This window comes from Streptomyces sp. ALI-76-A, from assembly GCF_030287445.1.
In the GTDB taxonomy this organism is placed as follows: Bacteria; Actinomycetota; Actinomycetes; order Streptomycetales; family Streptomycetaceae; genus Streptomyces.
Genome location: NZ_JASVWB010000002.1, coordinates 6157962 through 6170480 on the forward strand (window position 1 = coordinate 6157962; position 12519 = coordinate 6170480).

Genomic DNA, 12519 nt, shown 5'->3' on the forward strand with positions numbered 1-12519 from the left:
TCTCTCCGGCGGGAGAGATCGGGGGCCGCGACGGCAGGCAGTCCCCGAACAGGCCTACCGCAGCCGCGCCATCAGCGCGTGCTCCACCAGGGTGATCAGGGCCGACTTCGCGTCGGCCCGGTGCCGGGCGTCCGTCGTGATGATCGGCGTGTCGGGGCCGATCTGGAGCGCCTCGCGCACCTCGTCGGGGTTGTACGGCTGCTGACCGTCGAAGCCGTTGAGGGCGATGACGAACGGCAGGCCGCTGTTCTCGAAGTAGTCGACCGCGGGGAAGCAGTCGGCGAGCCGGCGGGTGTCGACCAGGACGATCGCGCCGATCGCGCCGCGCACCAGGTCGTCCCACATGAACCAGAAGCGGTCCTGGCCCGGCGTACCGAAGAGGTACAGAATCAGGTCCTGGTCGAGCGTGATACGGCCGAAGTCCATGGCGACCGTGGTGGTCGTCTTGTCCCCGGTGTGGGTCAGATCGTCGATGCCGGCCGACGCTGACGTCATCACGGCCTCGGTGCGCAGCGGGTTGATCTCCGAGACGGCGCCGACGAACGTGGTCTTGCCCACGCCGAAGCCGCCAGCCACCACGATCTTCGCGGACGTGGTGGAGCGGGAAGGCCCTCCGCTAGAGCTTGCGAAGTCCACTGAGCACCCTTTCGAGCAGTGTCACGTCTGGCTGGCCGCCGGCGCTCTCGTCGCCGCCGGGCTGATGGATGGCGACCAGGCCCGCCTCCGCCAAGTCGGCGACGAGGATCCTGGCCACGCCGAGAGGGATGGTCAGAAGGGCCGAGATCTCGGCTACCGACTTGATCTCACGGCAGAGGTTGCAGATCCGCTGATGCTCGGGCAACTGGCCCTGCATCTGGTGCGGCTGCGCGGTGGTGTGCACCAGCGCCTCGATGGCGAGCTGGTAGCGCGGGCGGGTGCGGCCGCCCGTCATGGCGTACGGGCGCACCAGGGGGTTGCTGGCGCCTCCCGCGGGTGAAGGCTCAGGGGTGCGTCGCTGCGGCTGCACGGGCTGGATGCGCGGTGCCTGCGGCTGGTCGTACGGCGACGGCCCGGGACCCTGGGGGTTCTGGGGTGCGTACGGCTGTTGACGCCGCTGGCTCGGAGTGGAGGGGAAGTTGTAACGGTTGGGGTTCTGGGAACCGTCGCCCTGACCCTGGCCAGGGCCGTACGACCAGTTACCCGAAGGTGAACCGCCTGGGGGTGTTGCCACTTTCTCTCCTCCTCCGACTGTGCCGGGCTCCATCACTGTGGAACCGCGTCCCGAAACCTTATGGCCTCGGGACGCCAAAACGCACCGTCTGTCTGTCAGTTGAGCAGGCTCCCCTGGAGCTCCGCGCGCAGATCGGGCGTCAGGACCGTACCGGCACGGTCCACCAGGAGTGCCATCTCGTAGCCGATGAGGCCGATGTCCGCCTCCGGATGCGCGAGAACCGCGAGCGAGGAACCGTCGGAGATGGACATGATGAAGAGGAACCCCCGCTCCATCTCCACCACCGTCTGGTTCACACTGCCGCCCTCGAAGATACGGGAGGCGCCTGCCGTCAGTGACGTCAGACCGGAGGCGACGGCCGCGAGCTGGTCGGCACGGTCGCGCGGAAAGCCTTCGGACATCGCCAGAAGGAGTCCGTCGGCGGAGACCACCACCGTGTGGGACACCCCCGGGGTGTTGTCCACGAAGTTGGTGATCAACCAGTTCAGGTTCTGCGCCGCCTGGCTCATCGGGCTCACACTAACGCTCCTGGTTGTAGGTGCTGTCAGGACCGAAGCCCTGGCCGTTCGTTTCACTGCCTGCGTTACGTCCTCGCTGGACCCCGCGGCGCAGGTTGCTCAACCTGCCCCGGACGTCCTCGGGCGCACGGGAGACCTGTGGGCCTCCCTGGGGGGTGGCTTCGGCGGCGCCCTCGACCAGGTTGGCCTTGGGCACCCGCCTCGGCAGGCCGGAGGAGGTGACCCCGCCCGCCTTGGGTCCCTTCCGGAGCTGCGAGGCCTGCTGCCAGCGCTCGTCGTTGGCCGACCGCCAGCTGCCGCTGCCGTTGCTCTCCGGTGAGGGGGCCGACGGCTCCTGGTTCGCGTGCCGCGTGCCGCCCGAGCCGGTGGCACCGCTCGCGGTGGATCCGCGGCGGGGGAGCCCGGCATCGGTCAGCTCGTGGGCGACGGAGGAGGTCGGTCCCGGACGGTCGAAGCCTACGCGGTCCTGCTCACTCACGTCAGCGGCCTGCGCGGATTCCGCTTCCGGAGCGTACTGGTCCGGGTATCCGTTGCGGTAGCCGTCGGTCTGCGGCCAGTCGTCCTGGTAGGGCTGCTCCTCAAGGGCGGGGAACGTCTCCTGCGCACCGCCACGGGCGGCGGCGGGCTCCTCCAGGGCGGGCTCCGCATACGCCGGCTCCGGGTAGCCGCCGCCGTTCGCGGAGAAGGGGTCGTGCTGCGGCGGACCGCCGTTCGGCGCGTAGTACGGCTCGTCGTACGCCGGCCGCTGCTGCTGCTCCTCGTACGAGCGCTGCTGCTCCTCGTACGACGGCTGCCGCGGCTGCTCGTACGACTGCTGCTGCTCGTCGTACGTCGGCTGCTGACGGTCGTAGGCGGCCGGCTGCTGCTCCGGGAAGCCGCCCTGGCCGTTGTCGTAGCCGGAGGGGGCGTCGAACGCGTCCCCGTACGACGGATTGTCCACGTCCGGTGTGCCGGGCTGGCCCTGCGACTGGGACTCCAGGGCCGCGCGGCGCTCCTCACGCAGCAGCGAGCGGCCCACCGGGTCCAGCTCCCGGATGTCGTCCGGGACCTCGGAGTAGCGGCTGTCGTCGAAGCCCAGCTCCGCGGCCGTGCGCATCGGCAGTCCGTTGGAGAAGTTCTCGCCGCCGAAGTTCTGCTCCGGGATGATCTGCGAGACCGTGAACTCGTCGCGGTCGGACTGCTGCTCGCCGCCGCCACCGCCGTGGGTGATCGCGTCGGGGAGCATGACCAGCGAGGTGGTGCCGGCCTGCTCGCCGGAGGGGCGCAGCTGGACCCGGATGCCGTGCCGGTCGGACAGCCGGCCGACCACGAACAGGCCCATGCGCTGGGAGATCGCGGCGTCCACGGTCGGCGGGTTGGCCAGCTTGTGGTTGATGTCCGCGAAGTCCTCGGCGGTGAGGCCGATGCCCTTGTCGTGGATCTCGATCATGATGCGGCCGTCGGGCAGCCGGGTCGCGGTGACGCGGACCTTGGTCTGCGGCGAGGAGAAGGTGGTGGCGTTCTCCAGCAGCTCGGCCAGCAGGTGCACGAGGTCGGTGACCGCGCGGCCGTGGATCTCGGCCTCCGGGACGCCGGACAGCTCGACGCGCTCGTACTGCTCCACCTCGGAGGAGGCGGCGCGCAGCACGTCGACCAGCGGGACCGGCTGGTCCCAGCGGCGGCCGGGCTCCTCGCCGGCGAGGACCAGGAGGTTCTCGCCGTTGCGGCGCATACGGGTGGCCAGGTGGTCCAGCTTGAAGAGGTTCTCCAGCTGGTCCGGGTCGGCCTCGTTGTTCTCCAGGTCGGTGATCAGGGTCAGCTGGCCCTCGATCAGCGACTGGTTGCGGCGCGAGAGGTTGGTGAAGATCGCGTTGATGTTGCCCCGCAGCAGGGCCTGCTCGGCGGCGAGCCGGACGGCCTCGCGGTGGACCTGGTCGAAGGCGCGGGCGACTTCGCCGATCTCGTCCCGGGTGGTGATCGGGATGGGCTGCACCCGGGTGTCCACGCGCCCGGGGTCGGTGCGCGAGAGCTGGTCGACCAGCATCGGCAGCCGCTGCTCGGCGATACCGAACGCGGCGTTGCGCAGCTGGCGCATCGCGCGGCTCATCTGGCGGGCCACCATGCCGGCCAGGATGAACGCGGCGAGCAGGGCGACCACGACCGCGGCACCGGTGATCAGCGCGTCGCGCTTGGCGCTGTCGGAGATGTCGGAGGCCTCGCTCACCGCGGTGTCGGCCAGGTCCGTCTCGATCGCGTTGTACGCGTTGAACTTGAGGGTGGTGACCGCCCACCAGTTCTCCGCGGTGATGCCCTCCTCGGCCAGGGCGGCGCGCTCACTCGTGTCCGTGGAGGACAGCGAGGCGAGCTTCGTGACCATCGTGGTGTCGCCGGCGGGCGGCGGCACGTAGTCCGGGTTCTTCGCCTTGGCCTCGGTGGCCATCTTCACGGCCTCGGCCCTGATCTGCTTGTTGGCCGCCTCCAGGTTGGCGATGTCCTGATCGGTGCCACCGCTCGTGTACTCCTGGATGGCGATGCCCTCCAGGTACGCGTACGACGAGAGGGCGACGCGCTGCTTGGCCAGGTCCGCGGCGCCGGGGCCGGGTTTGTACAGCATGTGCGTGCCGATGGACCGCTCCAGCGAGAGCGCGCCCTTGGTCAGCGAGATGGCGTAGACCGTACGGCCGTAGCTGGTGATGTTGCCGGTGCCCAGGCCGAGCTCGTTGGCGAACTCCAGCAGCCGGTGCTCGGTCGCGACGTAGCCCTCTTCCGTCTGCACGCCGGGGAGCTGGTCGGTGTAGGCGGCCTTGCGGAGCTTCGCCAGGTTCGGCTCGACCTCGCGGAAACGCTCCAGGCGCCGGACCAGGTTGGGCCGGTCCGGCATGTTCTGGACGGCCTCGTCGAAGGCGTCGGCCGCTTTGTCGGTGTTCGCGCGGGCCTGTACGACCGTCTCGTTCTTCTCGCCCTTGCCCTGGAGCAGGGGCGCGGCGGTCACGTCACGCTCGACGAGCAACTGGTTGCCGTAGGCCAGCGCGGCCCGCACCAGACGCGCGGTGTTCTCCGCGTCCTCGGCCTCCTGCCAGGTGTCGATCGAGCTCTTCACCTGGAAGCCGCCCATGACGAGGCCGACCATCACGGGTATGAGCAGGATCGCGTTCAGCCGGGTCGGCACCCGCCAGTTGCGCGGGGAGAACCGGCCGCCGCTGGGAGCCGGCACAGCCGTTGGTTCCGATCCGGGCACGGGGTGGGGCGCCGCTCCGCGCGGCGGCGGGGTGAAGTTGCCCCGGGCCGACGGCTCGGGACTGTTCTTGCTTCGCCTCACTCGACCAACAACCTTCCGGCGGTCGGCACCAACGTTGTGCCGCAGTGTCTCAGAGCCCAGTTCGCCATCGACCGGTGTGTACGTCGTTGACTATTGGGCAGTTCAGGCATTCCAGCACGGCGGCCTGCGCTCCTCCAAACAGTGGAGTGCGAGAATCCGCAGTGTTGTAAGCCTCAGATAAAACGGTCATAAAGAGCGAGCCCCGTCAAAAGACGGGGCCTCCGTGCGCGCAGCGAGACCGGACGACCGCGACGCGTGGCCATACCACCCGATTCCTCTGCCGAAACGTTATGAACACCGGAGCCGACCGTGTCAAAGGACACAGTCGGCTCCGCCACATCTACGACAACTGCCGTATGGCGTCGAAGATTTCGCGTGCTATCTCAGGCGTGCCATCAGCGCGTGCTCGACCAGCGTGATCAGCGCGCCCTTGGCGTCGGAGCGGTGCCGCGCGTCGGTGGTGATGATCGGGGTGTCCGGTCCGATCTGGAGGGCCTCGCGCACCTCCTCCGGAGCGTACGGCTGGTGCCCGTCGAAGCCGTTGAGGGCGACGACGAACGGCAGGCCGCTGTTCTCGAAGTAGTCGACCGCGGGGAAGCAGTCGGCGAGCCGGCGGGTGTCCACCAGCACCACGGCGCCGATCGCGCCGCGCACCAGGTCGTCCCACATGAACCAGAAGCGGTCCTGGCCCGGCGTTCCGAAGAGGTACAGGATCAGGTCCTGGTCGAGCGTGATGCGGCCGAAGTCCATGGCGACCGTGGTGGTCGTCTTGTCCCCGGTGTGGGTCAGGTCGTCGATGCCCGCGCTGGCGGACGTCATGACGGCCTCGGTGCGCAGCGGGTTGATCTCGGAGACGGCGCCGACGAACGTGGTCTTGCCCACGCCGAAACCACCTGCCACCACGATCTTCGCGGAGGTGGTGGTCCTGCCTCCGTCAGAGCTTGCGAAGTCCACTGAGCACCCTTTCGAGCAGTGTCACGTCCGGAGCGCCGGTGCTCTCGTCGCCGCCCGGCTGGTGAATGGCGACAAGTCCGGCCTCCGCGAGGTCCGCGACAAGGATCCGGGCCACGCCCAGGGGCATGGCCAGCAGTGCCGAGACCTCGGCGACCGACTTCACCTCTCGGCAGAGGTGGCAGATCCGCTGGTGCTCAGGGAGCAGTCCCATGAGCGCCGCCGGGTCGGCCGTGGTGCTGATCAGGGCCTCGATGGCGAGCTGGTAGCGCGGCCGGGTCCGGCCGCCGGTCATCGCGTACGGACGTACCAGCGGCTGGTCGCCCTCATCCTCGTACGGCTCCGCGTACGGATCATGAGAGGCGGTGGGCGGGGTCATGAATCCTCCGGGCGGGGACAGCAAGTCGGTCAGTCAAGCCGTCGGGGTGGGGCCGGTGGGGGGGATTGTGGCGGCCGGACGGTGATGTGGTGAGACGGGTGGATCCGTGCGGGTCAGTGGAGCAGACTTCCCTGCAGTTCGGCACGCAGGTCGGGCGTGAGTACGGCGCCCGCGCGGTCGACCAGGAGTGCCATCTCGTAACCGACCAGGCCGATGTCGCAGTCGGGGTGAGCGAGCACGGCCAGCGACGAGCCGTCCGAGACGGACATCAGGAACAGGAATCCCCGTTCCATCTCGACGACCGTCTGGGCCACGTCGCCGCCCTCGAAGATCCGGGAGGCGCCGGCCGTCAGTGACGTCAGGCCCGACGCGACGGCCGCCAGCTGGTCGGCACGGTCACGCGGGAAACCCTCGGACATCGCCAGCAGAAGGCCGTCGGCGGACACGACGACGGTGTGGGACACCCCGGGGGTGTTGTCCACGAAGTTGGTGATCAACCAGTTCAGGTTCTGTGCCGCCTGGCTCATCGGGCTCAACTAATGCTCCTGCTGGTGAGTGGGGCTCGGGAAGCTTCCGGTCTGGCCGTTGCCGGCCTGTCGACCCTGGGCGATGCCCCGACGGAGATTGGTCAGCCGGCCGCGTACGTCGTCAGGCGCACGCGAGACCTGCGGACCGGCTTGGTGCTGTTGCTGTTGAGCCGTGCCCGGGACGAGGTTCGCCCTGGGCACCCGGCGCGGAAGGCCGGAGGTGGTGACGCCGCCCGCGGCCGGCTGCCGTACGCGCTCTGCCTGCCGGACGAGTTCGTCGTTCGGCGAGCTGCGCCAGGAGCTGGCGACGGGACGTTGGGGGGCGGCGGGAGCCTGCGGCTGCTGCTGCGGGGCCGCCGGGACGGGAGCCGGGCCGTTGCCCTGCTGCCCGTCGTGCTGTCCGTTCTGCTGTCCGTGGAACCAGTTGGTCTCCAGCGTGTCGTACAGCGGTGTACGACCGTCGCCGGGACCGGCCGGCGGCAGTTCCCACCCGTCACCCGGTCGCCGGTTGTCCGGCTCCGGGCGGGCGGGCCGCTGCTGCGGACGCGGCGGGACCGGCGGGCGCGGGACACCGAAGTCGCCGCCCCGCCCGCCGTTGACCTGCGGGCGCTCGAACTGGCCCGTGGACGAGGGGATGTGCGCGGGGCTCTGGCTGCCCGGCAGGACGTGCTGGCCCGTGGAGCCGCCGTCGTAACCGGGCTGCGGGAACTGGCCGGTGGAGCCGTTGTCGTACGCCTGCGGGGAGGCGAACTGGCCCGTGTTCGACGGACTGGACGGGTTGTTCTGACCGCCCTGGGTACCGAACACGTCCGGGCGGGCGAACGGGTCGTCCGTGCCCTGGCCGTTCCGGCCGTTCTGGCCGCCGCTCGTACCCGGGCGGGCGAACTGCCCGGTGTGCTGCGGGGCTCCGGGCGCCGGGGCGTCGAAATCCGGGCGGCCGAAGTCGGACGGGGACCCGGAACCCTGACGGCCGTCGGACCGCGGGACCGCCGGCATCTCCGTCGTCGCGCCCGGGCCCTGCCGGTCGTCGATCCGCGGCATCCGGGAGGTCTGCGCCGGGTCCTGCTCGTCGTGGCCGCGCGGAGCGTCCAGCGAGGCGCGCGGCACCGGCGGCTGTGCGTTCTCGTCGCTCCAACTGGGCGTACGGGGCTGCTGGTTGCTCCCGGGAAGCTCGGCCCGCGGGCCACCGCGCCCCGGCAGCTGCGGCCGACGGCGCCGGCCCTGCTGCTGCTCGGCACCCTGTCCGGAGGGCGCCGACTTCGGGGGTACGGCACCCCGGGCGCCGCCGAAGCTGTCCTGACCGCCGCCGAACGGGTCCTGGCCCTGCGGTCCACCGGTGCCGGCGGCCTGAAGGCCCTGCGGCGCACCCGGTGCCTGACCGCCGAAGCCGGCGCCCGCACCGGCCGGAGCCGGCCGGCCCTGCTGGGGCGCACCCGCGCCCTGCGGTCCGCGCGCTCCGCCCGGGGCACCCGGACGACCGCCCGCGTCCCGCCCGGGCAGCGCGGCCCGCGGTCCCTGACCGGCACCGAGCAGACCGCCGCTGGGGGCACCGGCGCCCAGGGCGCCACCGCCCATACCGCCACCGCGGCGGGCCGCGGCGACACCGGCCGCGGCCTGCGAGGCGGCCATGCCGTTGGCTCCGCCCGCGCCCTGGCCCTGCTTCGGCTGGGGCTTCTTGCCGCCCTGGGCGACATCGACGGGCAGCATGACCAGCGCGGTCGTGCCACCGGAGTCGGACGGGCGCAGCTGGATGCGGATGCCGTGCCGCTGTGAAAGGCGGCCGACCACGAACAGACCCATGCGGCGAGAGACGGACACGTCCACGGTGGGCGGCGAGGCGAGCCGCTCGTTGATCGCCGCGAGGTCCTCGGGGGAGAGGCCGATACCGGTGTCGTGGATCTCGATCAGCACCCGGCCGTCGGGCAGCGCGTGACCGGTGACCTTGACCTTGGTCTGCGGGGAGGAGAACGAGGTGGCGTTCTCCAGCAGCTCGGCGAGCAGGTGCACGAGGTCGTTGACCACGCGGCCGGCCACTTCGGTGGTCGGCACGGAGGACAGCTCGATGCGCTCGTACTGCTCCACCTCGGAGGCGGCGGCACGCAGCACGTCGACCAGCGGCACCGGCCGGGTCCAGCGACGGCCGGGCTCCTCACCGGCGAGGACGAGGAGGTTCTCACCGTTACGGCGCATGCGGGTCGCGAGGTGGTCGAGCTTGAACAGGGAGGACAGCTGGTCCGGGTCGGCCTCGCGGGACTCCAGCTCGGAGATCAGCGACAGCTGGCGCTGGATCAGACCCTGGGAGCGGCGCGAGAGGTTGGTGAACATCGCGTTGACGTTGCCCCGCAGCAGGGCCTGCTCGGCGGCGAGGCGGACCGCCTCGCGGTGCACGTCGTCGAAGGCCGCGGCGACCTGGCCGATCTCGTCCCGGGAGTGCACACCGACCGACTCGACGGAGGTGTCGACGTCCTGCGGGTCGGACTCGGACAGCTGCTTGACCAGCTCGGGCAGCCGGTCCTGGGCGACCTTGGTGGCGGTCTCCTGGAGGCGGCGCAGCGAGCGGATCATGGACCGGGCGACGACGAAGGCGCCGACCAGCGAGACGCCGAGCACGAGCAGGATCAGCACACCGGAGATGATCGCTTCGCGCTCCGCCTCGTTGCGCAGCTCGCGGGCCTTCTGCTCCATGTCCTCGAGCAGCGTGTGCTCGATGTTGCCCATCTGCTCGATCTTGATCGAGCTGTCGTCGACCCAGTCCTTGTAGGAGCGCTTGTCCAGTCCGTTCAGGCCGTCCACCCGGCCGAGGGCGCGCCCGGCCCAGGTGTCGGTGGCCTGGATGGTGGGGTTGCCCTCCTCGACGGGCTTGAGCATCTCGGGGGCCTCGTCCCTGCCGAAGATGCTGCTGAAGCTCTCGAGTTCGGAGTTCTCGCTCTCCAGGGCGCCCTCGGCGTACAGACGGTCGTTCTCGGAGAGGTCGCCGAACGTCTTGTCGTCGGCGGGCAGCGCCGCCGCGAGGATCGCGCGCTGGATGGACGCGTACTCCTTGGCCGACGAGAACGCCGACAGGGCGCGCGTGCGCTGGATCATCTCGGGGTTGCTGGTGGCCTCGGCCATGTCCTGCGAGAGGTCCAGCAGGTGGGTGATGAGGCGGTGGTAGCCCTCGACCGTCTGGGAGGCGTTGGCCTTGGTCCGGTAGGCCGTGGAGCGGATCTTCGACAGGCCGCTCAGGTCGCGGACGAGGCCCACCAGGCTCTCGCGCACCCCCTGGAGGTTGGAGGCGTCGATGTCCTCCGCGGCGTTCTTGAAGGTGTCCACGGCCCGGTCCGTCTTGGTCCGGGTGCCCCTGACCGTGTAGTCGGTCGCCACGGCGCCGTGCGCCAGCGGGCCGGCCGACTTGTCGCGCTCCTCCTGGAGCGCGGCCGCGAGCTCGGTGGCCTGCTTGGTCATCTCGGTCAGCAGCCGCATGTTGTCGAGCTGCTGGATGTCGTCCATGGACTGGTTGATACGCAGCGCGCCCAGCGAGGTGGCCGCGACCACCGGGAGCGTCAGCAGTGCCACCAGACGCGTCGAGATGCGCCAGTTGCGCAGGGCTATTCGCGGGCCGGGGCCGGTCGAGCCCTTCGGCGGTTTCACCGGTGGCGTGGTCGGAGCGGACGGGTTCGACGACGCGGACGCGCCGGGGCGCCCGGAGCGCTCACCGCCGTCGCCGGACGCGGCCGGGCCCGGGTTCTGGGCGTGCTGGGGCGAGGAGCTGCCGGCCATCGGGCCAGTCCCGCCATGCGGCTCCGGCTCGGCCGAAGCACTGCCATCCCTCTTGAAACGTCCCTGCACTAGCGTCGCAACCTCTGGACCAGGCGCCCCTCCGCGTGAACGGAAGGACGGTGTCGGCGTCGTAGGGGGCGTCCTGAATACGCACCCTGGTGGTCGTGAGTGACCGGCGCTGGTTCCCCTGTCTCACCGCCACTCGGCGCTTCACTGCGCCCCCTGTGCGCCGGCTCGATCCTGCGGCGGTCCGTGGAATTCCAGCACAGTGCCGGATCTCCAACAAGGCCCGTAGGCCAGGCCGTGACCTATGTGACAGCACGTGAGTGCGACGTCACGGGGTGTACCTCACGATCTCCCCCATAACGGACTTGTCTCCGCGAGTCACCCGTGGGTAGGGAGTGTCCCAGTCGCCATGATCAGGAGCGGAATGACAGCTTCAGGGAGGCAATGTCCGTTTCGTCGAGGGAGGGTGCGGGTCCGTTTTGACCAATTTGACCGGAGCTCCGTGAGCAAACTCACATGGTGATCGTGGGGTGTTCCCGGCTTCGGCGGGGAATCGCATGTTTAGCCTGACGCTTTACAGAGAAGGCAAATCCGACAACCCGCGTCGACCGCAGGCACTTTCGGCCCGGTCGGCGCCCGCATGGACAGGGTCTCGTAAGAACCGTGAAGACGACGATGATGTTCCACAAGATCGCCAACCCGCGGCGCACGACGCTGGCGCACCTGAAGGACGCCGACGACCTGCGGACCTCGGAGCAGCCGGAGCACTCCGCCGACCTCCCCGCGCAGACCGCGAACCCCAAGCGTACGGTCCTGATGGACGTCCCCGTCGCCGCCGAGGCCGCAGCCGGGCAGTAGCCGCCCGCCGTCCACGAGTGCCGGCGCGGACCGGCACTCGGACGTTTCGGGCGCTCGTCCCTTCACGCGCCGTCCCTTCACCGCCTCCGCGCGTCCGCCAGTATCTCTTTGGCCGCGCTCACCTTTCGCCGGTGCATGTCGTCGAGCTTCCGCAGCGGCTCCGGATCCTTGGCGATCATGTCTTTCTGAATGGCCGCCTCGGCGTCGAACCAGGTGTCCAGCAGGCCGGTGCTCCGTTTGCACGACACGTCGGCCACCGCTGTCTCCTTCTCCTCGCCCGAGACGGTTCCCGCACGGAAGGCCGGCGTCTCCAGCGCGTCCAGCGGAGAGGCGTAGTCGTACCCCTTCCGTCGCATGCAGGAGGACCATGCCCCGACGGCCGCCCGCACCTTCGGGTCCTTCAGGGAGTCCTGGTAGCTCGACGTCGCGATACGGCTCGCCGTCCGGCTTCCCGCCGGGTGTTCGTACGGCTCGCGGAAGTCGAGGATCGCTTTCCCCAGACAGCCCTGGTCCGGTATCTCCCGGCCCCGGAACTCCAGCTTCGCGTCCTGCCGTCCACTGTCCCCGAGAGACCGCTTTCCGTAGAGGACCGCGGCCTCGTCCTTCGTGAGCTCCGGTTCCGGCGCGGCCGGCTCCGGCGGCAGCCGGTATCCGTACCGGCCCGCCGTGGCCATGTCCGACAGTCCGTACCGGCGATCCGGCGCGGGCGCCGGTACGGGACTCGTCGCGGGCGTGTAGGACAGGCCGAAGTCCTTCATGCAGTCGCGGGCCAGTACCTGCTCCGCCGACCGGATCACCTCGTAGTCGGCGGCGCTGTAGCTGTACGCGGCGATGGGCAGCCGGAAGGTGTAGCCCTTCGTCGCGGGTGACGCCGTGCTCGCGCTCGGTTCCGGCGCCTCGGCGGAGGGCGTGGCGGACGTCGGGGCCGACGGTTCCCGCGCGGAGCAGCCGACCAGCAGCGCGAGGGAGAGAACGGGGATCGCCAGACGTCTCATGGGTCCAGGGTGTCCGTG

At 70.3% G+C, this 12519-nt stretch carries 10 protein-coding genes; 1 reads left to right on the plus strand and 9 read right to left on the minus strand.

Features of this window, described 5'->3' with window-relative positions:
* Window positions 1-54: 54 nt before the first annotated feature.
* The 8 genes from QQS16_RS28645 to QQS16_RS28680 form a co-directional block, all read right to left on the minus strand.
* A complete protein-coding gene (locus QQS16_RS28645; protein WP_009314218.1) occupies window positions 55-636 on the minus strand; it encodes a GTP-binding protein in 582 nt (193 codons plus the stop codon).
* Complete coding sequence (locus tag QQS16_RS28650) at window positions 617-1210, minus strand: DUF742 domain-containing protein (protein WP_286064907.1); 594 nt, start codon at window positions 1208-1210, stop codon at window positions 617-619. The genes QQS16_RS28645 and QQS16_RS28650 overlap by 20 nt, the downstream gene beginning before the upstream one ends.
* A 95-nt stretch (window positions 1211-1305) precedes the next feature.
* Window positions 1306-1719 carry a roadblock/LC7 domain-containing protein gene (locus tag QQS16_RS28655; RefSeq protein ID WP_004983065.1) on the minus strand — a complete coding sequence of 138 codons (414 nt, stop codon included), beginning with the start codon at window positions 1717-1719 and terminating at the stop codon, window positions 1306-1308.
* A gap of 10 nt (window positions 1720-1729) precedes the next feature.
* Window positions 1730-5026, minus strand: a complete 3297-nt coding sequence (locus QQS16_RS28660) for a nitrate- and nitrite sensing domain-containing protein (protein WP_286064908.1) — start codon at window positions 5024-5026, stop codon at window positions 1730-1732.
* A 378-nt stretch (window positions 5027-5404) separates the two neighbouring features.
* Window positions 5405-5980, minus strand: a complete 576-nt coding sequence (locus QQS16_RS28665) for a GTP-binding protein (RefSeq protein WP_286064909.1) — start codon at window positions 5978-5980, stop codon at window positions 5405-5407.
* Complete coding sequence (locus tag QQS16_RS28670) at window positions 5961-6356, minus strand: DUF742 domain-containing protein (protein ID WP_030611532.1); 396 nt, start codon at window positions 6354-6356, stop codon at window positions 5961-5963. The genes QQS16_RS28665 and QQS16_RS28670 overlap by 20 nt, the downstream gene beginning before the upstream one ends.
* Before the next feature lie 113 nt (window positions 6357-6469).
* A complete protein-coding gene (locus tag QQS16_RS28675; protein ID WP_030667329.1) occupies window positions 6470-6883 on the minus strand; it encodes a roadblock/LC7 domain-containing protein in 414 nt (137 codons plus the stop codon).
* A gap of 9 nt (window positions 6884-6892) precedes the next feature.
* Window positions 6893-10711 carry a sensor histidine kinase gene (locus QQS16_RS28680; protein ID WP_286064910.1) on the minus strand — a complete coding sequence of 1273 codons (3819 nt, stop codon included), beginning with the start codon at window positions 10709-10711 and terminating at the stop codon, window positions 6893-6895.
* Window positions 10712-11311: 600 nt separating this feature from the next.
* Between QQS16_RS28680 and QQS16_RS28685 the strand changes: the two genes are divergently transcribed.
* Window positions 11312-11506 (plus strand): hypothetical protein, encoded by a 195-nt coding sequence (locus QQS16_RS28685; RefSeq protein ID WP_286064911.1) that lies wholly within the window; start codon window positions 11312-11314, stop codon window positions 11504-11506.
* Between the two features lie 77 nt (window positions 11507-11583).
* Here the strand turns inward: QQS16_RS28685 and QQS16_RS28690 are convergent, their stop codons facing one another.
* Window positions 11584-12501: a hypothetical protein gene (locus tag QQS16_RS28690; protein WP_286064912.1), complete on the minus strand. Its 918-nt coding sequence runs from the start codon at window positions 12499-12501 to the stop codon at window positions 11584-11586.
* Window positions 12502-12519: the final 18 nt, after the last annotated feature.

Coding starts and splice junctions, on each gene's coding strand:
- QQS16_RS28655 (WP_004983065.1), bottom strand. CDS start 1,719: ATGAGCCAGGCGGCGCAGAACCTGAACTGGTTGATCACCAACTTCGTG.
- QQS16_RS28670 (WP_030611532.1), bottom strand. CDS start 6,356: ATGACCCCGCCCACCGCCTCTCATGATCCGTACGCGGAGCCGTACGAG.
- QQS16_RS28675 (WP_030667329.1), bottom strand. CDS start 6,883: ATGAGCCAGGCGGCACAGAACCTGAACTGGTTGATCACCAACTTCGTG.
- QQS16_RS28690 (WP_286064912.1), bottom strand. CDS start 12,501: ATGAGACGTCTGGCGATCCCCGTTCTCTCCCTCGCGCTGCTGGTCGGC.